The organism is Corallococcus silvisoli (genome assembly GCF_009909145.1).
Classification (GTDB): Bacteria; Myxococcota; Myxococcia; order Myxococcales; family Myxococcaceae; genus Corallococcus; species Corallococcus silvisoli.
In genome coordinates, this window is sequence record NZ_JAAAPJ010000016.1 from 37710 (window position 1) to 60828 (window position 23119).

The window sequence follows — 23119 nt, forward strand, 5'->3', positions numbered from 1 at the left end:
CGGATGGAATCTGCCTTTTCTTTTGATGGTAACTGGGAGGTGCTGGATGGCAGCCGTAGCGCGGATGCCTCTCCACGGTACTTCTTTCCAGGAAACACCGCCGCAGGGCAGGACGGCATCCTGGTGCGTGTCACTCCAGAGGGAGGTGGTGCGCCCTGGCTTGGCGTGTTTGCTTTCGGAAGGTTTGGACAGGGGGAATTCAGCCGGGTCCTGAGCCTGCCGGACCCGAAGAAGCTCTGCGTCGTGTCTCGAGGCGCGGGCTACATCGTTGCGTCCCAAGATCCCCAGAACTGGGAGGCGATCAAGTCGGTGCCCATCACGGATGTCCGCGCAGTGCTTTCGGCGGGGGTCGTGGTGTTCGCGAACCTCACTGAAATGGTGGCCTATGGAGCTGAAGGCATGCGGTGGCGGACGAAGCGGTTGGCCTGGGATGGGTTGAAGATCCTCGAGGTAACTGAGCATTCCATCCGCGGCGAATACTGGGACCTCCGGGAGGAGGCGACACAGCCGTTCGAGGTCGACCTTGCCACCGGGGCCCAGAAGGGCGGTGTCGAGGGCTGATCCAAGCGATGACTTACTTCGCCGCGCCAGAGACAGACCTCCCGCGCACGGACTTTTTCAAACCCGTGCGCGGGACTCCTGTGGGTGGCGTGCCGAGGCACCCACTCATTTCCAATGCTCTCTCGGCGCTCGCTCGGCCGACTGCTTCAACTTCTCCGAGTCGTGAGAGCCCAGGCGAGAGTAATCGCCCAAGGAGTTTCTGTGAGACGCCGACGCGTATGAGCTGGCGAGAGGGGAGATGGATGGGAGCACATACTCACCGGAAGCTGTTGTTGAAGGTCTTCGAGGAGTTGGGAGAGGCCTCTCCTGCGGAGGATTGGGTGGGGATTGATCCTGTTCTTCCTCTCCTGGAGCGAATGCGTCAGGAGGGGGCCGTCGTGGTCATGAAGCTGGATGGGGAACGGCGGTCAGCGGAAGACAATGGCCCGTACACCGTGGTTGTATCGGGAGTACCCCTGGCTGGGGACTACCTGAAGGCGGAGACCCGTTCGATCGAGGAAGCACTGACACGGGTCATCCTCGACGATGCGTCCAGATGCTGGAAGCGCTGATGGGAATGGGTTTGATTGACATGCATCGATCCTGGTCCTCAGACAGAGGGCCAGGGTTCGCCAGCAAGGGAATCGTGGTGAGCTTCGTGGAGGGGGGACCCGCGAGCGCCTACGTCGACTTCGAATCCGAGCTGACGATGGGGCGCGTCTCCCTCTGGGAAAACGGCCTCTGTGACGTGGAACTCCTGAGCGCCGAGACTGGTGAGCAAGTTCTGTATCAACACCACGAAGGGGTCGGGGTGGACCGTCTGGTGCTGCTGCTTGAGGGGCTTGTGGAACGGATAGGAGAGGCACGACCATGAACTACGATGCAGTCATTGCTTCGGTCCGTGAGGACGTCCGGCAGGGGCTTTCGGTGGAGAAAGCAGTTGTTGCCCTCCATGATGCTGGGCTGACCATCGTCCAAAGCATCAAGGCGCTTATAGAACTCTATGGCATGCCGCTGAATGATGCGAAGTCAGCGGCAGCGAGCCATCCCGTCTGGGGCCGGGTCGTGAAGGCAGCTGAACCTCTGCACGATGAATTGGAGGCCTACGCGGATAGGCTCAAGAACCGATAGCGGGTGGCGTTGGGGTCTCCTTGATTGAGAGGCTGTCTTGAATGAGCGCGAAATCAGCCGAAGACATCTGGGGGCTGGAATACGACTGGATCGCGGTCGACGCCGTGGGCCATGTCGGGTTCTTCAGCACGGCGGGGGCGGGCTATGCCCCCAAGGAGTTCCTGCGAGACACCGACGCATACTCCACGGCGATCGAAGCCATCCTGGCGTTGCCGGGGTCCGCGGATGCTTCTCCCACAGCACGACCGCTCTCAGTGGTCCACGATACGTGGCGGATGATGGCGGAGCGGGGCGTGTTCGCGTTCGACTCAAATCCAAATGGGGGACCGTATCTGAGGGAAGCCGTTCCGAAGCATCCCATCCGTGTCGAAGAGCTCCCTGCTGAAGCCGCCACGGTTGCACGCCGGATCCTCATCGAGGGCTTGCGGTTCTCCGAGGTCCAGGAAATCGATTGCGCGCGATTGCACGAACTCTCACAGAAAGGCGCCGAGGAATGAGCGCGGCCTGGGTGGAAGCCGGAAGAATCCTAGCGGTCGACCCGACAGCGCGGGTCCCCTGTCCGGAGAAGGGCGACGGCCTGCTCACGGTCCACGACGTCCCGTTCTCCGGGGACCCGTCGATGATGGAGCGACACCTGGTCTGTGCCACCTGTGGCACACGCAACGTGCTCCGCATGAGCGCCCCGGTGTGACTCACCCCGAACGCCGGAACCGCCCCCGGAAGTGGCGGTCCAGGTACACCTCCGCGTGCGCCAGCGCCTCGCGGGCCTCCCCTGACAGCGACAGCTCCGCCGCGCCGGTCCTCGCCTGCCGCATCACGCTGCCCGGCCCGCTCCCAGGGGAAGCCAGCGTGCGGCCCACCGCCGCCACCTTCGCGTGAGCCGTGTCCACCACGCCCTTCGCCTCCTCCAGGGACACCTCTCCCTCCGCGAGCGCGTTGAACAGCTGGCAGCGGTAGCGGCGGCACGCCTCCGGACGCGCCTCGTAGACCGTGCAGCACAAGCCGTCCAACGCGGCGCAGCGCTGGGCCAACACCGGGGCGCCGTCCTCCCGCACCGCCAGCGGCAGACCGCGCTGGCGCAGCACCTCCGCCTCCCCCGCCTGGAGCGGGACCTGCGTGAAGAGCGTGCCGTCACAGCACATGCCGCAGTGGAGGCAGAGGGTGGACAAGGAGGACATGGCCACCCGGGATAACGTCCCGAGGGCCACGAGTCATCCCCCACGGGTGTACGCGCCGACTTCCACCCCCCAAGGCAAGCCATGTCTCACCAGCCGACATGCGACATGTCCCGCCGTGTTCCATGTGTCGGAGGCCCCCTGACTTCGTGGGTGACGTGTGACCCGAGGGGCTGGAGCCAGCCGCACCTGTCTCAAAAGGCCATGCGCCTGTCCGAGAAAGAAATTCTCCGCGCGTGAGAAGCCAGTGCGTGACAGTCCAAAGGACGTCCACGGACACGGCCCGTAGGTCCGAGTGCAGAAGGGGTGAATGATCTCCACTCTGTGGGAATCCGAGTTCCCCGGGTCGCGCGTAACTGGGGAGAGCACTGTTTCTTCGGACGTCGTAGAATCATGCCCCGTAGCACCTCAGGGAGCCCCCCATGCACACGGACACTCACGACGCGCCGGCCGGCCGCGAAGCCCTCCTCGGATATCGGGTGGGGACGGAGTTGAGCGCGGCGGCTTCTTTTGGCGCGGACTTCTCCCCCGGGCGTCTGGTGCAGCTGTCCCTGGAGCATCTAACGCTCCACCTGGAGTCGCGCACGGTGCCTCGCAAGGGGCAGGCGGCGTCGGTGGTGGTGGGTGAAGGCGAGCGGTGGGCCACCGCGCTCGACGCGGAGGTGATTGGCGTCAACGCCGCGCGGCCGGAGGTCAGCCTGCGCTTCGTCGCGCCGCCCCTGGATGCCGGCCGCCGCATCGTGGGCCTGCTGGAGTCGCTGCGCGACAACGGCCTGCTCCTCACGCCGGAGACACGGCCCGTGTGGCGCGAGCAGATTGACCACCCGGAGCGCGTGGCGCGCATCTGCGAGGCGCTCGCCTCGCGCCAGGCCCGCGGCGTCCTGCGCTCCCAGGACGGCCAGGCCGTGGCGCAGGTCACCGCCGCCTTCCACGAACCGCTGCAGGACCTGTTCGGCTGGCACCTGCACGGCGCGCTTCCCCCGGGCCCCTTCACCCTGGAGGCCTTCGGCTATTCCAGCGTGGTGCACTTCCAGATGGACCAGGCGCGCATGGAGGGCGGCCTGCTGGTGATGCCTTCACCCACGTCGCTCGTGCGCTTCCGCCACCGCTGGCTGCGCCGCACGCAGGCCAGCGCGTCGTGCACGCTGGACTTCGACCATCCGCTCTGGCCCCAGGTGCACGTGCGCCGCGGCCTGCTGGATGTCTCCTACGAAGGCCTGTCCTTCCTCACGGAGCCTGGCGAGGACCTGATGTATCCGGGCCTGCGCCTGCCGGTCATCGAAGTGGGCATGGATGACCACCTGCCGGTGCGGCTGCGCGCGGAGGTGCGCAACATCTCCAGCACGCCCAACGGCCGCCGCTGCGGCGTGAGCGTCCGGCCCCTGGACGCGGAGGGCGCCCGCGCGTGGCGCGCGCTGGTGGAGGCCCAGGCCCACCCCTCCACGAAGGTGGACGGCGACTGGAACGACTCCACCTGGAAGCTCTTCGAACGGTCCGGCTACTTCCGCCTGCCGGGCAAGGAGCCGGAGAAGTTCACCAGCCTGCGCGACCAGTTCGACCGGACCCAGAACAAGCTCCAGGAGGCGCCGCTCCTGGGCTACCGCGTGGTGCGCCCCGCGGACGAAGGCGTGGAGGCCACGCTGTCCGTGCTCAAGCCCTACGCGGGCAGCTGGATGGCCCACCAGCTGGCGCGGCACCAGCCCCCGGGCAGCCGCTCCACCGCGCGCGAGGCCCTGCGCGACATCTACCTGCGCGGCTACGAGCCCACGCAGGTGGATCCGGAGGTGAAGTGGTTCTTCGCCTACTGCGAGGCGAACGTGCGCTGGGTGCGCTACACCAAGTTCGACTTCGCCACCTGGTACGCGCACACCGGCCAGACGTGCCTCGTGCCCTTCCGCCTGATGGAAGGGGAGGTGGACTCGGTCTGGCAGGCGCCCGCGAATATCGCCCTGGACGCGCCCACCGCCGAGGAGCGCGCGGCGTTCTTCGCGCGGGTGGCCCACACCCGCCCGGAGGCCTACCGGGAGGCGCTGGACCTGGTGCCCGAGCGCTTCGACCTGCGCACCATGCGCACCGGCTGGGGGGAGGCGGGCCTGTCCCGCGAGCGCGAGCTGGTGGTGGCCCGTCACCAGGGCCGCGCCGTGGCGTTCGCGGTGTTCGAGTCCGCGCAGCCGGGGCTCAACCTTTTCAACGTGCTGGATGGCGTGCGCCTGGTGCCGCTCGCGGACGACGCGAGCCCGGAGGTGCAGGACGCGTTCGTGGCGCTGCTGGGCCGCGCGGCGGAGTGGTACCGCGCCCGCGACCGCAAGGTGTTCGTCCACTACGTGGAGGCCACCTGCGTGGAGTACGCGGAGCGCGTGTCGCTGGCGGACCTGGGCGACGGCAAGCTGTGGGTGATGTCCGCGCGCCTGCTGCCGGAGTTCCTGGAGCACCTCTGCGAATCCACCACGCCGCGCGCCGCGTGACGCAGAGGCGCGCGGCCCGGGCCGGCCGAGGCAACCCGGCCCGGTGCCGCTGGAAGGCCTAGAGGCCCTCGTCCTCGGGGTCCGGATAGGACTCCAGCTCCTCGTCCTCCTCCTCCACGGCGACGGGCGCCTTGGGGGCCCGTCCCTTGCCGCCCTTCGCGTCGCGGGCCGGCGCGCCGAAGTCCGAGTCCGGGCCCACGATGTAGCCCTGGCGGCCCTGCTGGATGCGGCGGAGCAGGCCCTCCTGCTCCAGCGCCTCCAGCAGACGCGCGAAGGTGGAGAAGCCGTGGTCGCGCTCGTCGAAGTCGGGCTCCTTGCGGACGATGGTCTCCTTGACGAGCGACGGGTTGAGCGGGCCGGTCGCGCGGCGCAGCAGGCTCAGCACCACCTCGCGCGCGATGGCGGGCACCTCCGCCTTGGGCTTGCCGCCCTTGGACTCGGCGGCCTCCTTGCCGGAGGCCTTGGAATCATGGCCCTTGTCGTGGCCCTTGCCGCCCCGCTTGCCGCCCTTGGCGTCGTCACCCTTGGCGCCCCGGCCGCCGTGGTCCTTGTCCTTGTGCGAGGACTCACCGCGGTGCTTGGGCCGCATGTAGATGAACTGGTCGCACGCCTTCACGAACATCTGCGAGCTGGCCTCCCTCACGGCGAGGCCAATGACGGTGCGGCCATTCTCACGCAGCTTGTACGCGAGGGGGCAGAAGTCGCTGTCGCCGGAGGCGATGACGAAGGTGTCGATCTGCTCGCGCGCGTAGCACAGCTCCAGCGCGTCGATGACCAGGCGCATGTCCGCGCTGTTCTTGCCCGCGCGGGTGGAGGGGGGCACGTCCACCAGCTCCACGCCCACGTCGTGCAGGCGCTGCTTCGCGTCCTCGAAGCGCGACCAGTTGCAGTAGGCGCGGCGGAAGACCACCTTGCCCTGCTCCAACAGCTGGTCCAGCGCGGGCTGCAGGTCGAACTGGTTGGCGCTGATGCCGGTGTTGGTGACCAGGTTCTCGAAGTCGATGAAAAGGGCGATGCGGTGCTGCTCGTCGGTACGTCCAGCCAAAAGGTGCCTCGTATTCGTTTGCGAGCGGTCCTTGGCTCGCGTGTGCTCCACCCTACTGTGTTGCCGCTCCCGCACGCACGGCCCGTGTTCCGCCGCTGAACATTCCGCGCATCCCACCCTACGTTTCGGAGGAGCCGGGGGATGGCCCCCCGGGGACACGGAGGTGTAACGATGATGCGCAGATTCTCCAAGGGATGGCGAGCCGTGGCATGGAGCGCACCAACGCTCGGTCTCTTGTTGTTTTCGGGTGTGGCGATGGCGGAGCCACCGAACATCAGCAGTGAAGGAGCTGAGGGCCCGACGAGCCCCTCCGATCTCGCCGAGGGGCCGAGCACGACCAGCCCGACGAACGTCCCGCACACGGTTTCAAGCTCGGCGCCTTCGCAAATGACCCAGAACCTGTCCGTGCGGCAGGTCTCCCCGGACATGGACAAGGTGAAGCAGGTCACCGGGCCCGTCGTGAAGCGGGAAGGTCTCAACCTGTATGTCCAGGACGTGTCCGGAGCCGTCGTGCCGTTGGACATGAGCGCCCTCCAGGTTCGCAAGATGCCGCGCGATGGGCAGGAGGTCGTGGCCCTCTATGAGGTGCAGGGGAACCTGACCAACGTGGCCCTGTCCATCCAGGGGGAGAAACTGGACTGACGGCTGTCCGGCCCTTCAGTCCGGCTTCTTGCCGCGCACCTCGTCCAGGACGCTCAGGTCCACGAGCCCCGCGATGTCGTCGCTGGGGATGAACCCCAGGTCCTTCGCGTTGCGCGCGGACGTGGCGAGCGCGGAGGGCACCGGATCCAGGCTCGGCTCCAGGCGGGAGAATGCGTCCTGGAGCACGGGCACCGGCAGGGGCTTGCGCGTGAGCTGGCCGAAGGCGGCGTTGGTCGCGGTGGCGAAGGCCGCCGGGTCCGCGCGCCAGCGCTCGGTCAGCTGCACGTGCGTGCGCAGGAGCGCGGCGATGCGCGGGCGCTGCGTCTCCAGCACCTTCTTCGTCGTCACCACCACCGTGGTGGGGAAGCGCCTGTCCGGCCACAGGTCGCGCTCGTCCACCAGGATGTGCCCGCCCCCTTCGGCGAGCATGCGCGCGCCCCAGGGCTCCGGGACCCACGCTCCCTCGATGGCGCCCTGGATGTACTGCGCCAGGATGTCCGGGTTGCTGATGGGAATCACCTGCACGTCACCCCCCGCGTCCGTGGCGATGCCCAGCTTCTGGGCCTTGAGCCAGTGGCGCAGGGCGATGTCCTGGGTGTTGCCCAGCTGCGGCGTCGCCAGCTTCTTGCCCTTCAGGTCCGCGGGGCTCTTCGCCGTCTTCACCACCAGCACCGCGCCGTCATTCACCGCGCCCGCGATGATGCGCAGCTCCCGGCCGGCCTTGAGGTACGTGTTGATGGCGGGGCCGGGCCCCACGTAGGCCACGTCCACGGAGCCCGCCACCAGCGCCTCCATGGCGGCGGGGCCCGCGTTGAACTGCTTCACCTCCACGTGGCCCATGCCGGGCTGCGAGGCGAACAGGCCCTCCGAGTTCGCCACCAACGCCTGCGCGTGCGTGATGTTGGGGAAGAAGGCCACGCGCAAGGGGGCGTTGGCGCCCGAGTCCGCGTCCTTCTTGCAGGACGCGACGCCGGTCAGGAGGACGCAGAGGCCAACGAGGAGGAGGAGCCGCGGACGCGAGGGAGACATGGCGCGTCACGCTAATGGAGAATCCCCGTCCGGTATCCATGTCCGTTGCGTCCATGGGGACCAAGCGTTTCCGGGCTCACACCGCCGTCAGGCCCCAGCGCCGGCGCAGCCGCGTCTCCACCGTCTGGAAGAGGACGCGGTCCACGGTGATGCCAATCAGGATGATGGCCAGCATCACCGCCATCACCTGGGACACGTCCATCAGCTCGCGGCCCATGGTGAGCAGCTGGCCCAGGCCGCCGGAGACGAAGAGCAGCTCGCCCGCCAGCAGCGCCCGCCACGCGAAGCTCCACCCCAGCTTGAGGCCGGTGACGATGCCGGGCAGGGCGCCGGGCAGCAGCACGCCGAAGTAGAAGCGGAAGCCGCGCACGCCCAGCGTCCGGGCCACGCGCGCCAGCTGCGGGTCCAGGCCGTTGACCGCGTCCTCGGTGGCGATGGCGATGCCCAGCACGCTGCCCATCACCACCACGAAGAGGATGGCGCCGTCGTTGAGGCCGAACCACAGCAGCGCCAGGGGCAGCCAGCAGATGGAGGGCAGCGCCTGGAGGCCCATCACCACCGGCTTCACCGCGTTGCGGAAGAAGGCCAGCCGGGCCATGAGCAGCCCCAGCGGCACGCCGATGGCCACGGAGATGACGTAGGCGCGCGTCAGCCGGCCCAGCGAGCGCAGCGTGGCGCCGCCCAGCTGCCCGTCGCGGGCCATGGCGATGAGCGTCTTGACCACCTCCACGGGCCCGGGGAACAGGTGCGGGTTCCACACCCCGGAGCGCGACAGCGCCTCCCAGGCCGCGAACAGCAGCGCGAGCACCCCCAGCTTCTGCGCCCATTTCAGCATGGCGGTGTCCCCTTCCTAGCGGCCGGTCACGACGCTGGGACGCGTCAGGCTGGAAGGCGTCTGCGTGCGGCGGGGCAGGGGCTCCAGGGGCGGGGCGTCCAGCCCGGGGCCCTCCACGGCGCGCAGGCGGTGGCGGATGTCGCGCGCCATCGCGTCCAGGGACGGGTCCTCCAGCGAGCGAGGCATGGGCAGTTGGATCTCCAGGTCCTCCACCACGCGCCCGGGGCGGGGCGCCATCAGCACCACGCGGGTGCCCAGCATCAGCGCCTCCTGCACGTCGTGGGTGACGAACACCACCGTCTTGCCGGAGCGCAGCCAGATGGACTGCAGCAGCTCCTGCATGTGCACGCGCGTCTGGGCATCCAGCGCGCCGAAGGGCTCGTCCATCAGCAGCACGGTGGGGTCCACCGCGAGCGCCCGCGCGAGGCTGGCGCGCATCTTCATGCCGCCGGAGAGCTGGTGCGGCAGCGTGTCCGCGAAGCCGTCCAGGCGCACGCGCTGGATGAAGGTGTCCGCGCGCGCGCGGCGCTCGGCGCGAGGGACGCCCCGGGCCCCCAGCGCGAAGGTGATGTTGCCGCGCACGGTGAGCCAGGGGAACAGCGCGGCCTCCTGGAACATCAGGAGCCGGTCCGGCCCGGGGCCGTGGATGGGCTTGCCGTCAATGGCCACGCTGCCGCCGGTGGGCGCCACGTGGCCCGCCAGCGCGTAGAGCAGGGTGGACTTGCCACACCCGGACGGGCCGAGCAGGCAGACGAACTCCCCCGAGCGGACGTTGAGGTTCACGTCCTTCAGCGCCACGACCTTGTTGGCGTAGTGGTGGCCCAGCTGGGCGATGGAGATCTTCGCCCGGTCCGCGTTCACGTTCGCGGGCCGCAGCAGGTGGGGCGCCGCCTGGCGCAAGCCCCGCATCCGCTCGATGAGGCGTCGAAGCATTCGCCACAACCTATTCATCTGCCCCGAGGTCGCACAGGCGGGGCCTGGAAGCGGGCAGGCGCCTTCCACTGTAGGACAGGTGGTGACGCCCGCGCCGCCTGGCCGGCTGCTTTTCGGGGTGGGGCCTGGGGCCCTGTCAGGCGGCGGTCGCCCGCTCCGCCTTGCGGTGCGCCAGCGTGCGCGACAGCAGCCAGAGGCTCAGCGCGAGCACCCCCAGGCCCACCGCGGTGAAGGCGCCTCCCACGCGCAGCGACGCGCGGCGGTCATCGCGGAACACCGCGAGGGTGTCCGTGCGGGGACCCGCGAGGTAGCGCCGCACGGTGTCCGCGAAGGCGTTGGCCTCCGCCTCGTCCTCCGTCCACTGGTAGGCGAGCGGTTGGGCGCCAGAGGCCGTCTCCAGGCGCGGCCGGTAGATGGGCGCGGCGCCCTTGCGTGCGCTGCGGCTGCGGTCCACGCCCACGCCCTGGAGGTCCTGGGGCGCGTAGCGGCCCACCTCCTCCGTCCCCAACCAACTGGAGCGGCTGAGCACGCACGGGCCCTGGGGTTCGCACCTCAGGTCCATGCGGGCCATCTGGCCCAGGAAGAACACGCCCAGCACGAGGAAGGGCAGGGCGAGCAGCAGGAAGGCCGTGGCACCGATGGCGGTGGCGCGGCTGCGATGGGGGGCGGGGGGCGCACGCACGGCATGCGTCTATAGACCCGCGCGTCCGAAGGGGGCAGTGCTTTCACACGCTCGCGAGTGTCGCCCTCCGGGCAGGCGGGCGTCCCGGGCTGTTCAGCGGCGGGCCCCTCGGGGGGCCGGGTGGGGAAACCCGGGGCGGCGGGCGGGCACTTGCGACATGGGTCCCAAGTCCGCACCCCTTGTCCTGGGATGCCGCACTTTTCCCAAGAAGGAGTCCGCCACCCATGAAGGCCGTGGCCGTCATGTTCCCCTCGCGCGAGGTGCGCGTGCTCGAGGTCCCCGAGCCGCGCCTGCATTCCCCCACCGAGGTCAAGGTGCGCACGCTGGAGGTGGGCGTGTGCGGCACCGACCAGGACCTCCTGAAGGGCCACCACGGCGCCGCGCCCCGGGGGGAGGACCACCTGGTGCCGGGCCACGAGTGCCTGGGCCAGGTGATGGAGGTGGGCGCGCACGTGCAGGGCCTGAGGCCGGGGGACCTGGTGGTGCCCCGGGTGCGGAGGCCCTGTCCGCACACGCGCTGTCCGGCGTGCCGCCACGGCCACCCGGACTTCTGCGTGACGGGGGACTACACGGAGCGCGGCATCCAGGGCGCGCACGGCTTCTGTTCGGAGCACTTCGTGGAGGACGCGGCCTACCTGCACCGGGTGGACGACACCCTGCGCGACGTGGCGGTGCTCACGGAGCCGCTCACCATCGCGGAGAAGGGGCTGCGCGAGGTGGCGCACATCCAGAGCCGGCTGCCATGGAAGGTGACGCCGGGCAGGGCGCTGGTGCTGGGCGCGGGGCCGGTGGCGCAGCTGGGCGCCATGGCGCTGATGCGCGCGGGGCACGACGTGACCGTGTACTCGCGAAGCCCCAAGCCCAACGAGAAGGCCGCCGCGGCGGAGGCCGTGGGCGCGCCGTACGTGTCGTCGAAGGAGGTGACGGTGGACGCGCTGAAGCAGCGGCTGGGCGGCGTGGACCTCATCTACGAGGCGACGGGGGCGTCGAAGGTGGCGTTCGACTCGCTCCAGGTGCTGGAGGAGAACGGCGTGCTCATCTTCACCGGGGTGCCCGGGCGCGAGGAGCCGCTGGAGCTGCACGGCGAACAGGTGCTGGGGCGGCTGGTCCTGGGCAACCGGGTGATGTTCGGCACGGTGAACGCGGCGGACAGCGACTTCCACGAGGCGCTGGAGGACCTGGCCCGCTTCCGCGCCCGCTGGCCCGGCAAGGTGGAGGCGCTCATCACCCAGCGCCATCCGCCAGCGGAGTTCGCGAAGGCGGTGGAGGCGAAGGACGGCATCAAACACGTCATCTCATTCCAGGAGCATGCCCGGTGAATCCCAACGTGGACCTGAAGGGCGGCGTGGCCATTGAAGACCACGGCATCATTGGCGACCTGCGCACGGTGGCGCTGGTGGGCAACGAAGGCACCATCGACTGGCTGTGCTACCCGCACTTCGACAGCCCCAGCATCTTCGCGGCGCTGTTGGACCCGGAGAAGGGCGGGTACTGGCGCGTCTCCCCGGAGCCGGATGGGGTGATGAAGCGGCAGTTCTACTGGCCGGACACCAACGTGCTGGTGACGCGCTTCTACACGCCGGACGGCGTGGGGGAGCTCATCGACCTGATGCCCCTGGGCCGGGGGGCGAAGGCGGAGGGGCGGGAGGTGCTCCGGCGCATCCGCGTGGTGCGCGGGGAGATGGCCTTCCGCATGGAGTGCTTCCCGGCGTTCAACTACGCGCGGGACGAGCACGAGACGCACCTGGTGCAGGGGGGCGCGGCCTTCGTGTCGAAGGGGCTGAGCATGCAGCTGGTCACGCCCGTGCCGCTGAAGAAGGAGGGCCGTGGCGTCGTCGCGCACTTCCGGCTGAAGGAGAGCCAGTCCGCGGTCTTCACCCTGCGCGAGGGCGGCGTCGAGGGCTGCCACCACCACCTGCACACGCACGACTCCGCGGAGAAGCTCTTCCGCGACACGGTGGACTACTGGCGCCACTGGCTGTCGAAGTGCAAGTACACGGGGCGGTGGCGGGAGATGGTGCAGCGCTCGGCGCTGGCCCTGAAGCTGATGACGTTCGAGCCGTCGGGGGCCATTGTCGCGGCGCCCACGTGCAGCCTGCCGGAGTCACCGGGGGGGACGCGCAACTGGGACTACCGCTACTGCTGGCTGCGGGACGCGGCCTTCACCGTCTACGCGTTCATCCGCATCGGCTTCAACGAGGAGGCCGCCGCGTTCATGCGCTGGGTGGAGAAGCGCTGCGCGGAGAACGGGGACGGGCCGCTGCCCCTGATGTTCAGCCTGGATGGCACCCCGGTGCCCCAGGAGGAGGAGCTGCTGCACCTGAGCGGCTACGGCGGCGCGCGGCCGGTGCGCGTGGGCAACGCGGCGGCGGCGCAGCTCCAGTTGGACATCTACGGCGAGCTGATGGATTCGGTGTACCTGTCCAACAAGTACGCGGCGCCCATCTCCTATGACTTCTGGAAGCACCTGCGGCGGCTGGTGGACTGGGTGTGCGAGCTCTGGCGGACGGAGGACGAGGGCATCTGGGAGATTCGCGGTTCGCGCCGCCACTTCGTCTATTCGAAGCTGATGTGCTGGGTGGCGGTGGACCGGGCCATCCGGCTCGCGGACAAGCGCAGCCTGCCTGCGGACCGCGACAAGTGGCTGAAGACGCGCGACGCCATCTTCGAGGAGATCATGGAGAAGGGCTGGAGCGCCAAGAAGGGCGCCTTCATCCAGGCCTACGGGTACGACGCGCTGGACGCGGCCAACCTCCTGATGCCGCTGGTGTTCTTCCTGTCGCCGGTGGATCCGCGGATGCTCTCCACGCTGGACATGCTGCGCAAGACGCCCCGGGACGGGGGCCTGACGTCGGACGGCCTGGTGTTCCGCTACGAGGCGGACAAGAAGCTGGATGGGATCGAGGGCAGCGAAGGCACCTTCAACCTGTGCAGCTTCTGGCTGGTGGAGGCGATGACGCGCGCGAGCCCCGTGCGGCCGGACCTGCTGGACGAGGCGCGGCTCATCTTCGAACGGATGCAGGGCTACGCGAACCACCTGGGGCTGTACGCGGAGCAGACGGGCATGTCCGGCGAGGCGATGGGCAACTTCCCGCAGGCGCTCACGCACCTGTCGCTCATCAGCGCCGCGTACAACCTGGACCGGACGTTGGGCCGCCACGATTGAGGGAGCGGGCTGGTAGAGTAGGGGCACCCGCCATGCCCGACCTGTACCCGCTGCTGTTCCGCTTCGCCGTGAAGGCGGACGCCCAATACGACGTGCTGAGCCGCCGCGTGCGCAAGGGGCTGGGCATCGCCCCGCCGCTGCGCATCCTGCCGTACCGGGGCTATGGCACCCCGGAGCGCGTGGTCATCAAGGCGCGCGTGCTGGAGGAGCGCAAGGTGAAGCCCTCGCGCCAGCGGCACACGCTGTGGAGCAGCGCCGTGGCCTCCTACAAGCGCTACATGACGCGGGAGATCGCCAGCGCGCACGTGGCGGTGCGCTGGGGGGACAAGCGCTGGGAGGGCGTCACGGACGAGGAGGGCTTCCTGGAGCTGTGGGTGCCGCCGCCCGCGGGGGTGCGCTCCGGCTGGCACATGGTGGAGCTGGAGCTGCTGTCGCCGGAGGCGGAAGGGGTGCCGCGCGTGTCGGCGCCGGTGCGGGTGGCGGGGGCCAGCGCGGAGCTGGGCGTCATCAGCGACATCGACGACACGGTCATCGCCACGGGGGTGAGGGATCCGCTCAAGCGCGCGTGGGCGCTGTTCCTCACGGAGCACCGCGTGCGGCTGCCCTTCCCGGGCGTGGACGCGTTCTACGCGGCGCTCCAGGCGGGCGCGAGCGGCACGGCGGACAACCCCATCTTCTACGTCTCCAGCAGCCCGTGGAACCTCTACGAGCACCTGGACGAGTTCCTGGGCATCCACCGCATCCCCATTGGTCCGCTGCTCCTGCGCGACTGGGGCCTGTCGCGCCACGGCTTCGCGCCGGGCGGGGGACACGGGCACAAGCTGGACAAAATCCGGGGCGTGCTGGAGACGCTGTCGCATCTGCCGTTTGTGCTGATTGGGGACAGCGGGCAGGAGGACGCGGAGCACTACCGCACCATCGTGCGGGAGTACCCGGGCCGCATTCGCTGCGTCTACATCCGCAACGTGCCGGGGAGCTCCCAGCGCGGCCAGGAGATGGAGGCCATCGCCCGGGAGATCCGCGACGCGGGCAGCGAGCTGGTCATCGTGGATGACACGGTGGCCGCCGCGCGGCACGCGGCCCGCGCCGGGTGGATCCGCTGGGAGGAGGTGCCGGAGGTGGAGGCCCACCGCCGCGAGGACGTCGCGCGGAGCGCGCTGGGCGAGCGGGGCTGAGGCTTCGCGAGCGCCGCTCCCCCGGGCCCACCGCGTGGCGGTGTTCAACCGGAGGCGCGGCGAACCCCGAAGCGCCGGGCGGTCACGCCACCGGACGGCCGCTCTGCATCTGGACCATCCGGAGGGCGCGCTCCATCAGCTCGCCCTGGGCGGAGCGCTTGTCGTTGGGCGTGGCGGCGGCGCGCCGCCGCCACGAGCCGTCCGAGGCCAGCTCCCACGCGCCGCTGGTGTCCACCATGCAGCGCTCCACCACGTCGCGCGCCTGGGCGCTCAAGGAGGGCTCCTCCACCGGCGCGAGGATCTCCACGCGGTGGTCCAGGTTGCGCGGCATCAGGTCCGCGGAGCCGATGTAGCAGCGCGACGTGGGGCCCCGCTCGAAGGCGTAGATGCGCGGGTGCTCCAGGAAGCGGCCCAGGTTGGACACCACCCGGATGTTCTCCGACACGCCCGGCAGCCCTGGCCGCAGGCAGCAGATGCCCCGCACGTTGAGGTCCACGCGCACGCCCGCGCGGGACGCGTCGTACAGCGCGCGGATGATGCCCGGGTCCACCAGCGCGTTCATCTTCATCAGGATGCGCGCCGGCGTCTCCGCGGCGTGCGCCGCGATGGTCTTCTTGATCTCCTCCAGCAGCCCCTCGCGCATGGTCAGGGGCGCCACCAGCAGCTTGCGGAAGGAGCGCGGCCGGCCGAAGCCGGTGAGGAAGTTGAAGACGTCCGCCACGTCCGCGCCAATGTCTGGATCCGTGGTGAACAGGCCCAGGTCCGTGTAGAGCCGCGCCGTCTTCGGGTTGTAGTTGCCCGTGCCGATGTGCACGTAGTGCCGCACCCGTTCGCCCTCGCGCCGCACGATGAGGATGGCCTTCGCGTGGGTCTTCAGGCTGGGAATCCCATACACCACGTGCACGCCCGCCTCTTCCAGCGCGTTCGCCCAGCGGATGTTGGTGCGCTCGTCGAAGCGGGCCTTCAGCTCCACCATGCACACCGCCTGCTTGCCGTGCTCGGTCGCGCGGATGAGCGCGGGCACCAGCGGGGAGCTGTCCGACGTGCGGTACACCGTCTGCTTCAGCGCCAGCACGTCCGGGTCCTCCACCGCCTCGCTCACGAAGCGCTCCACCGACGTCGTGAAGGATTCGTACGGGTGGTACACCAGCAGGTCGCCCCTGCGCATCGCGGACATCACCGTGCCCCCGCCGTCCGGGGACTCGCTGTCCGTGCGCAGCCGCGCCTGGGTCACCGGCGTCCACGGCGGGTCGCGCAGCTCGGAGAAGCCCGGCGTCATCGCCAGCGACATCACGTCCGCCAGGTCCAGCAGGCCGTGCTCCTCGTACACCTGCCGGGGCTCCAGCGTCAGCGCCTCCACCAGCGGCTCCAGCAGCTTCGCGTTCATCCCCGCCTGCACCTCCAGGCGGATGACGTCCCCGAAGCGGCGCTGGCTCAGCTCCGTCTCCACCGCCTTGAGCAGGTCCTCCGCGTCCTCGGACACGGTGAAGTCCGCGTCGCGCGTCACGCGGAACAGGCTCCAGCCCAGCACCTCCATGCCGGGGAACAGGTCCCCCAGGTGCTGCGCGATGATCTCCTCCAGCGGCACGAACAGCGTGCCGCCCTTGAGCGGCACGAAGCGGGGGAGGATCTCCTTGGGCACCTTCACCCGCGCCACGCTCTCCTCCTCCGCCACCGGGTCGCGCAGCAGCACCGCGAGGCTCAGGGACAGGTTGGAGATGTACGGGAAGTGCCGCCCCAGCCCGATGGCCAGGGGCGTGAGCACGGGGAAGATCTGCTCGCGGAAGCGCTGATCCATCTGCGCGCGTTGATCCGCGTCCAGCTCCTTCATGGACAGGATGCGCAGGCCCTTCTCCGCCAGCGCCGGGCGCAGCACCTTCTCGAAGCAGTCCGCGTGGCGGCGGCCCTGCTCCAGGATGGCCGTGTGCAGCTTGTCCAGCGTGTCGCCCGGGGACGCGCCGTCCGGCACCAGCCGGCCCACGCGCGCGGTGATCTGCTCATGCAGCCGGGCCACGCGGATCATGAAGAACTCATCCAGGTTGCGCGCGTAGATGGAGATGAACTTCAGCCGCTCCATCAGCGGCACCTCCGACGCCTCCGCCAGCTGCAGCACCCGGTCGTTGAAGGCCAGCCACGACAGCTCCCGGTTGAAGAACAGGTCGCCGTCCGGCATCTCCGTCCCCGGCGGGACGGCATCCCGCTCCAGGACCTTCTGGGTGATGCCCTTCGCGGCGGCGCGCTTCGCCATGACGTGTGACTCCTCGACGAGATGAGACTCTGGGTGAGCCCTCTAGCAGCCCCGCGTCGCGCCGATTGTGAACTCGCGTGGTCGGCCCGGAAGCGGACATCCGGGCGTATCCCACCCCGATGGGTCACGGCAGGGACCGGCGAGGCGTGGGAGCTGTGGACTTTCTGGCAGCCCGGGGCCTTGCATCCCGGGGACGTGGGCGGCATTCAGGAGGGGTGAGCACTCCCAATCCCCCCCTGCGGTTCGCGCCCGACGGTGGACCGGACGACACGTCGCCGGACGCCCTGTTCACCGCCTTCCGTGAAGGGTCCCGGAAGAAGTCCGGCCGGTTCACCTTCACCTGGTTCGTGGCCGCCGCGGTGCCGGTGGTGCTGGCCCTGGGCTTCTTCACCCTTTGGCGTGCAAACGGAACGTCCTTCTCCGTCGTCACACCGCACGGCATCAAGGTGGTGCGCGCGGGGATGAGCACCCAGGAGGTGGGGGGCCTGCTGGGCAATCCCCTCACGCTCCAGAAGCAGGGCGACCAGGACTGCTACCGCTACGGCCGGCCCAACTTCGTGAACGAGGTCTTCGTCGTGTACTCGGTCTGCTACGAGCAGGGGCAGGTGCGCGACGTGCTCACGCACCAGTACTCCGCCTGGCAGATCGACCCCGCGACGGGCGCCTTCGTCGCGCCGGGGCAGCCGCCGGCGGCGCCCTCGGCTCCGGCCGGACAGCCCTGAGGGTCAGGGCCCCGGGGCCTCAGCCCTGGGCGAGCCCGGCCTCGGCGCCCTCGAAGGTCACCTTGGCCTGCGTCATCACGTGCTCCACGGCGAGCAGGTGCCAGGCCACGTCGGTCATCTGCGCGGACGCGGTGGGGTCCAGCATGGACTCGCGCAGCTGCGCCTCCGTGATGCCGAGGGGCTCCGAGGACTCCTTGAGCAGCTCCAGCGCGGTCTGGGGCGACAGCTGAAGCTTGTCCCGCTGCGCGATGGCGCGCAGGACCAGGGCGATCTTCAGGCGGCGCTCCACGTCGTCGCGGATGCCGGGGTGGTGCAGCCAGCCGTCCAGGGCCTCCTGCTGCTCCTCCAGGCTGAAGAACTTCAGGGCCAGGGCCTCGCCCTCCGACTGCTGCCAGCGGCGGCGGATCTCCTCGTCCACCAGCGGCTTGGGGACGGTGACGTCGGTGCGGGAGACGATCTCATCCAGGGCCATGTTGCGCGCGTCCACCCAGAGCAGGTCGGCCATCTCGCCTTCCATCTCCTCCACGATGGAGCTCATGACCTCCTCGTGCGTGGTGCCGCGGCCCAGCAGCTTGAGGAACGCGTCCGACTCCGTGTCGGGCATGCGCACCTCGCGCGCGGCGCGCACGTCCACCAGGAAGCGCGCCGGCATGCCGCGGAGCTGCTCCGCCGGATAGTCGTCCGGAAGGATGAGGCCCACCTCCACGCTGTCGCCCACGCTGGCCTCGGCGATGACCTCCGAGAACCCGGGCAGCATCAGCTGGGGCGCCAGCTCCATCCAGTAGCCGGTGCGCGTGCTCATGGGGATGAGGCGGCCGTTGGCGTAGCCCAGGATGTCCAGCTGCACGTCGTCGCCCATGGCCAGCGCCTCGCCTTCGGCGCGCGGGCGGGCCTCCGCCTTGGCGCGGGCCAGCTCGTGGAAGCGCTCCAGCAGGTCGTTCTCCGTGGGGTCCTCGCCCACCGGAACCCGGATGTTCAGGTTCGCCAGCGAGGGGGCCTTCACGTCCGGCAGGTCCGCCTGGTGTCCCAGGCCGGGCGCGACGGGGAGCCGCTGCACCAACTGCCTCACGGGCGCCTCCACCTGCACGGCGGGCGCTTCCGGGGGCTTGCTGGCGGGGGGCTTCGGGGGCTTCGCCGCGGCGGAGGCCGGCTTGGCGGAGACGGGCGACTTCTCAGGGGGATTCTTCTTCGTGGCCACCGGAGGGCCTCCTGGCAGGTAGCGACCGTGGTCCCAGTTGGGATGGAAGCGAGAGCGTCTCACACGGTGCCTACCAGAAAAGGACCCCCCGGCGACATCCCCGGGCGTACGGCCCGGGGTCAGGCGTCACCGGCTCAGCCGAACAGGCCGCCGACGAAGCTGGAGACGGCGGAGACGGCGGCGCCCACCTGGCTGACCACCGGGATGTTGGTGGCGGCGGCGATGGAGCCCACGGCGGTGATGACGCCCGTGACCTTCTTGGTGGTGCTGGCGTTCGGGTCGCGCAGGGTGGAGACCGCGTTCGCCGTGTCGAAGGCGGCGATGGCGATGTTGGCGCCCGGGGCGAAGCGGCCCGCGGCCTTGGCCAGGGTGCCCCCGGCGGCCTTGGCGGCGGCGGTCGCGCCGGCCTTGGCGGCGGCCTTGCCACCCTCGCTCAGCGCGGCCTTGGCGGCGGCGCGGGTCGCGGTGCCGGTGGCGGCCTTCAGCGCGACGCCGCTCTCGCTCACGGCGGTCTTCAGCGCGCCGCGCACGCCCTGCTTGATGGCCTGGCTGGTGCCACCCTCGAAGGCGGCCTTGGCGGCGGCGCCCGCGGCGGCGCGCGCCAGCTTGGGACCGGCGCCCGGGACGGCGGCCTTGAAGGCGCCGCTGGCGGCCTTGTAGGCGCTGCCGAACTTGGTCACGTCGCGGGCGATCTCCAGACCGCCCTTGACGGTGCTGACCGCGCCCTTGCCGGCGGTGGCGACGGAGCCCAGCGCCTTGTTCCAGTCCTCGCTGCTGCCGCTGCGCACGGCGTTGCGCACGTCGCTGATGGCCGTGCCCGTCTGGCCAACCAGCTTCGCGGCGCTGGTGATGGTGCCCAGGGCCTTGCCGGCGATGCCCAGCTTGCCCTTGAGGTCCAGCTTCGTCTTCGGGTCGGTGGCCTTGGCGACCAGCTTGTCGACGTTGCCCTTCAGCGTCGCCTTGAAGCCGTCCGTCTTCAGGCTCTTGACGTTGTCGAAGCCGTCCTTCACCGCGGTCTTCACCTTGGTGAAGGTGTCGTAGCCCTTCTTCGCCTGCGTCCCGATGTCCTTCGCCGCCTTGATGGGGTCCTGCTGCACGTGGCGGATGGTGTTGCTGACGGCACTGCGGGCGCGGTCGATCAGGCTCATGTGGGGCTCCCCCGGGGGCGTTCGAGGAAATGGATGGAAAAGGATGCGGACGACTTGCGGGAATTATCGCGGCGGGCGCCGATCAGTTGCGTAGCACCTCACACCCGATGAGAAGGTGGGAGACAAGCGCTGATGGACCCACGCCACATGGCTCACCGCGTCAGAGGGGTTTCCGTCACGGCGGGGCGGCGCAGACGTTGGGCTCGCCGCCCCCGCCGCAGGTGAGGCCGTCGTCGCAGGTGCCGCAGTGGAGCGTGCCGCCGCACCCGTCGATGGCGTAGCCGCAGTCCAGGCCCTGGGACTCGCACGTCATGGGCAGGCAGACGGAGGTGGGGGGCGACAGCAGGCCCAGGGAGGCGTCGTACGGTGGCGTCTGGCCGCAGGCCAGCCAGAGCCCCACGAGGGTCCCCCACCCCGCCAGCTTGACAGCATGCGTCATGCCCCGTCCCCGCCGTCCCTGAAGCCCCACTTCCACCTCCGGCCCGCCGGGCAGGGTGGGGCCACGCCTGTCGCCCGTGAAGCGGCGGCGAGCCCCGGAAGGCCGCTGGCGGTCGGAAAGGCGTCAATGTCCCACCCCGCCTGGCGGGGAGGCGCGCACTGGTGGACACCGGACGGGCCAGCGAGGGGGGTGGGCGCGGTGCCCAGGGGTCCCCACCGTGAACGGACGCGGGGGCGCGCACGGGGAAGGCGGCGTCCGGCGGGGAAGGGACCCCCCCAATGGCACGTCCCAGACGCTTCGTACACGACGACGGTTGGGGGCTCGGCGCGAGCCTGGCGGTGGCGCTCGTGCTGCTGGCGGTGGCCGTGGGCGCCCTCCTGATGGCGCGGGCCTCCTCGCAGACGCGGGTGATGGAGCGCTCCATGGACCTGCTGGAGGTGGAGCAGCTGGGGCGGGCCTTCAGCGACAAGGTGTCCCTGGCCAACAGCGCGCTGCTGGCGGGCGGGCAGACGCTCTCCCAGGACACGGCGGAGGCCCGGAAGCGCTTCCTGGACACCGCTGGACGGCTGCACGACCGGCTGAGCCTCCCCGGGGCCCAGGCGCTGGTGGACGAGGTGCGCGCCGCCGAGCAGCTGCACGAGGAGGCCCTGCACACCCTGCGGAACGTGCCCCCCACGAACGACGAGCAGGCCGCGCGCGCGCGGCTGACGCGGGCCCATGCGCGCGTGCGGGAGGCGCAGGCCCGGCTGGAGTGGGAGGTGCAGGCCCAGCTGGCCATGGAGAACCGGGCGGCGGTGATGACGGACCGGTGGGAGACGGTGCTGCTGCTCGTGGCGTCCCTGCTGGGCCTGACCGTGGCGGCGGCGCTGGCGTGGGTGCTGCGCCGCCGGCTGCATCCGCTCAAGCGCGAGGCGGCCGCCAACGCGCACCGCTTCCAGGCGCTGGTGGAAGGCGTGCGCGACTATGCCCTGGTGCTGCTGGACGCGCGCGGGCGGGTGGCCAGCTGGAATCCGGGCGCGGAGCGCATCCAGGGCTGGGGCGAGGCGGAGATCCTCGGCCGCCCGAACTCCGTCTTCTACACCTCCGAGGAGGCGGCGGCGGGCCAGGCCGACCGGGACCTGGCCCGGGCGCTCCAGGAGGGGCGGCTGCGCACCGAGGGCTGGCGGCAGCGCAAGGATGGCTCGCGCTTCTGGTCGCAGGTGTCCTTCACCGCGCTGCGCGACGAGGAAGGCGAGCCGCAGGGCTTCTCCGTGGTGACGCGCGACATCACCGAGCAGCGGCGCACGGAGCGGATGCAGGAGCTGCTCGCGGAGGCCGGCCGCGTCTTCCACCAATCCCTGGACCCCGACCTGACGGTGGCGGAGGTGGCGCGGCTGCTGGTGCCGGAGGTGGCGGATGGCTGCATCCTCTACCTGCTGACACCCGCGGGGGAGCTGCGGCCCCGGGCGGTGACGCACGTGCAGCCCGACCGCGAGGCGAGCCTGTGGGAGGCCCTGCGGCGGTTCCCTCCGCGCGCGGGCATGCCTCCGCCCGTCTGGGAGGTGCTGCGCACCGGGCGCTCGCGGCTGGACGTGGAGGTGGAGGTGGCGGACCTGGAGGGCGCCGCGGAGACCCCCGAGCACCGCGTGTTGATAGAGCGCATCGCCATTGGCTCGTCGCTGGTGGTGCCGCTGCGCGCGGGCACGAAGACGCTGGGCGTGTTCGTGTTGATGACGGCCCGGGGCCACCGCCGCTTCACGCAGGTGGACCAGGTGCTGGTGGAGGAGCTGGCCGGCCGCGCCGGGCTGGCCCTGGAGAACACGCGGCTCCTGCGCGAGGCGCGCGAGGCGGTGGACCTCATCGCCGTCACCGCGCACGACCTGGGCAATCCCTTGCATGCGTTGCAACTGCTGTTGCACAAGCTGCGGCGCGCGCAGGCGGCCGGTCATCAGGAGGACGTCCGCCAGGGGTTGGTGGCGGCGCTCGGGCAGTCGCAGCGGCTGGGCCAGCTGTTGCACAACCTCCTGGACCTGTCGCGGCTGTCTTCCGGCAAGCGGCTGCTGGACGCGGCGCCCATGGACCTGGGCGAGCTGGTGCGCGAGGTGGTGGACCGCTTCGCGGAGACGGCCGTGCAGGCGGGCTGTGAGCTCCGGGTGGAGACGGAGCCCGGGCAGGTGGGCCAGTGGGACCGGATCCGCCTGGACCGGGTGGTGACGAACCTGGTCTCCAACGCGCTGAAGTTCGGCCGGGGGCACCCGGTGACGGTGACGGTGAGCGCGCTGGACGCGGGGCACTCGCGGCTGCGGGTGCGCGACGAGGGCGTGGGCATCGCCCCGGAGGCCCAGCGCCGCGTCTTCGAGCGCTTCGAGCGCGAGCGGGCCGCGAAGGCGGAGTCCGGCTATGGGCTGGGGCTCTACATCGTCCGCCAGCTGGTGGAGGCGCACGGGGGCGTCATCCAAGTGGAGAGCGTCCCGGGCCATGGCGCCACCTTCACCGTGGACCTGCCGCGGGTGCCCCGGTCCGTGGACGAGCCAGGGCTGGCGGACTCCCCTCCGCTCCAGCAGTGA

General features: G+C 70.4%; 22 protein-coding genes. 12 read left to right on the plus strand and 10 right to left on the minus strand.

What is annotated here, in order from left to right; genetic code table 11:
- Positions 1–3 precede the first annotated feature (3 nt).
- The 5 genes from GTY96_RS28295 (at position 4) to GTY96_RS28315 (ending at position 2168) form a co-directional block, all read left to right on the plus strand.
- Entirely contained in the window at positions 4–561 is a 558-nt protein-coding gene (locus GTY96_RS28295) for a hypothetical protein (RefSeq protein WP_161666356.1), read from the plus strand.
- A 272-nt stretch (positions 562–833) separates the two neighbouring features.
- Positions 834–1112: a hypothetical protein gene (locus GTY96_RS28300; protein ID WP_161666357.1), complete on the plus strand. Its 279-nt coding sequence runs from the start codon at positions 834–836 to the stop codon at positions 1110–1112.
- Positions 1097–1414, plus strand: coding sequence for an immunity protein TriTu family protein (locus GTY96_RS28305; RefSeq protein WP_161666358.1), 318 nt, complete (start codon positions 1097–1099; stop codon positions 1412–1414). Before GTY96_RS28300 ends, GTY96_RS28305 begins: the two co-directional genes overlap by 16 nt.
- Positions 1411–1671: a hypothetical protein gene (locus GTY96_RS28310; protein ID WP_161666359.1), complete on the plus strand. Its 261-nt coding sequence runs from the start codon at positions 1411–1413 to the stop codon at positions 1669–1671. Before GTY96_RS28305 ends, GTY96_RS28310 begins: the two co-directional genes overlap by 4 nt.
- Before the next feature lie 41 nt (positions 1672–1712).
- A complete protein-coding gene (locus GTY96_RS28315) occupies positions 1713–2168 on the plus strand; it encodes a hypothetical protein (protein ID WP_161666360.1) in 456 nt (151 codons plus the stop codon).
- A gap of 195 nt (positions 2169–2363) precedes the next feature.
- On the opposite strand, the gene GTY96_RS28320 is transcribed toward GTY96_RS28315, so the two are convergent.
- Positions 2364–2849 carry a YkgJ family cysteine cluster protein gene (locus GTY96_RS28320; protein ID WP_143907468.1) on the minus strand — a complete coding sequence of 162 codons (486 nt, stop codon included), beginning with the start codon at positions 2847–2849 and terminating at the stop codon, positions 2364–2366.
- Positions 2850–3268: 419 nt separating this feature from the next.
- Between GTY96_RS28320 and GTY96_RS28325 the strand changes: the two genes are divergently transcribed.
- Entirely contained in the window at positions 3269–5311 is a 2043-nt protein-coding gene (locus tag GTY96_RS28325) for a PilZ domain-containing protein (RefSeq protein ID WP_161666361.1), read from the plus strand.
- A 58-nt stretch (positions 5312–5369) separates the two neighbouring features.
- Here the strand turns inward: GTY96_RS28325 and GTY96_RS28330 are convergent, their stop codons facing one another.
- A complete protein-coding gene (locus GTY96_RS28330; protein ID WP_143908861.1) occupies positions 5370–6356 on the minus strand; it encodes an NYN domain-containing protein in 987 nt (328 codons plus the stop codon).
- Between the two features lie 387 nt (positions 6357–6743).
- Between GTY96_RS28330 and GTY96_RS28335 the strand changes: the two genes are divergently transcribed.
- Positions 6744–6998, plus strand: coding sequence for a hypothetical protein (locus GTY96_RS28335; protein WP_143908863.1), 255 nt, complete (start codon positions 6744–6746; stop codon positions 6996–6998).
- A 15-nt stretch (positions 6999–7013) separates the two neighbouring features.
- On the opposite strand, the gene GTY96_RS28340 is transcribed toward GTY96_RS28335, so the two are convergent.
- The 4 genes from GTY96_RS28340 to GTY96_RS28355 form a co-directional block, all read right to left on the minus strand.
- Positions 7014–8027 (minus strand): ABC transporter substrate-binding protein, encoded by a 1014-nt coding sequence (locus tag GTY96_RS28340; RefSeq protein ID WP_143908865.1) that lies wholly within the window; start codon positions 8025–8027, stop codon positions 7014–7016.
- A 76-nt stretch (positions 8028–8103) separates the two neighbouring features.
- A complete protein-coding gene (locus GTY96_RS28345; RefSeq protein WP_143908867.1) occupies positions 8104–8862 on the minus strand; it encodes an ABC transporter permease in 759 nt (252 codons plus the stop codon).
- Positions 8863–8877: 15 nt separating this feature from the next.
- Positions 8878–9795, minus strand: a complete 918-nt coding sequence (locus GTY96_RS28350) for an ABC transporter ATP-binding protein (RefSeq protein WP_143908869.1) — start codon at positions 9793–9795, stop codon at positions 8878–8880.
- 136 nt (positions 9796–9931) lie between these two features.
- Entirely contained in the window at positions 9932–10477 is a 546-nt protein-coding gene (locus GTY96_RS28355; RefSeq protein WP_143908871.1) for a hypothetical protein, read from the minus strand.
- A gap of 224 nt (positions 10478–10701) precedes the next feature.
- On the opposite strand from GTY96_RS28355, the gene GTY96_RS28360 reads away from it, so the two are divergent.
- The 3 genes from GTY96_RS28360 to GTY96_RS28370 are packed head-to-tail and all read left to right on the plus strand — an operon-like array spanning position 10702 to position 14818.
- The gene (locus GTY96_RS28360; protein WP_143908873.1) at positions 10702–11796 is read left to right on the plus strand and encodes a glucose 1-dehydrogenase; all 1095 of its coding nucleotides are present in this window, start codon (positions 10702–10704) and stop codon (positions 11794–11796) included.
- On the plus strand, positions 11793–13643 hold the full coding sequence (locus tag GTY96_RS28365) for a glycoside hydrolase family 15 protein (RefSeq protein ID WP_143908875.1): 1851 nt from the start codon (positions 11793–11795) through the stop codon (positions 13641–13643). Before GTY96_RS28360 ends, GTY96_RS28365 begins: the two co-directional genes overlap by 4 nt.
- Before the next feature lie 32 nt (positions 13644–13675).
- Complete coding sequence (locus tag GTY96_RS28370; RefSeq protein WP_143908877.1) at positions 13676–14818, plus strand: App1 family protein; 1143 nt, start codon at positions 13676–13678, stop codon at positions 14816–14818.
- Between the two features lie 82 nt (positions 14819–14900).
- Here the strand turns inward: GTY96_RS28370 and ppk1 are convergent, their stop codons facing one another.
- On the minus strand, positions 14901–17066 hold the full coding sequence (gene ppk1, locus GTY96_RS28375) for a polyphosphate kinase 1 (protein WP_143908879.1): 2166 nt from the start codon (positions 17064–17066) through the stop codon (positions 14901–14903).
- Positions 17067–17281: 215 nt separating this feature from the next.
- On the opposite strand from ppk1, the gene GTY96_RS28380 reads away from it, so the two are divergent.
- Positions 17282–17788 (plus strand): hypothetical protein, encoded by a 507-nt coding sequence (locus GTY96_RS28380; RefSeq protein WP_328701032.1) that lies wholly within the window; start codon positions 17282–17284, stop codon positions 17786–17788.
- Positions 17789–17807: 19 nt separating this feature from the next.
- On the opposite strand, the gene GTY96_RS28385 is transcribed toward GTY96_RS28380, so the two are convergent.
- The 3 genes from GTY96_RS28385 to GTY96_RS28395 form a co-directional block, all read right to left on the minus strand.
- On the minus strand, positions 17808–18986 hold the full coding sequence (locus tag GTY96_RS28385; protein ID WP_255442985.1) for a trigger factor: 1179 nt from the start codon (positions 18984–18986) through the stop codon (positions 17808–17810).
- Between the two features lie 134 nt (positions 18987–19120).
- Positions 19121–20134 carry a hypothetical protein gene (locus GTY96_RS28390; RefSeq protein ID WP_143908880.1) on the minus strand — a complete coding sequence of 338 codons (1014 nt, stop codon included), beginning with the start codon at positions 20132–20134 and terminating at the stop codon, positions 19121–19123.
- A 175-nt stretch (positions 20135–20309) separates the two neighbouring features.
- Positions 20310–20573, minus strand: coding sequence for a hypothetical protein (locus tag GTY96_RS28395; RefSeq protein ID WP_161666362.1), 264 nt, complete (start codon positions 20571–20573; stop codon positions 20310–20312).
- A gap of 278 nt (positions 20574–20851) precedes the next feature.
- Between GTY96_RS28395 and GTY96_RS28400 the strand changes: the two genes are divergently transcribed.
- Complete coding sequence (locus GTY96_RS28400) at positions 20852–23119, plus strand: sensor histidine kinase (protein ID WP_143908884.1); 2268 nt, start codon at positions 20852–20854, stop codon at positions 23117–23119.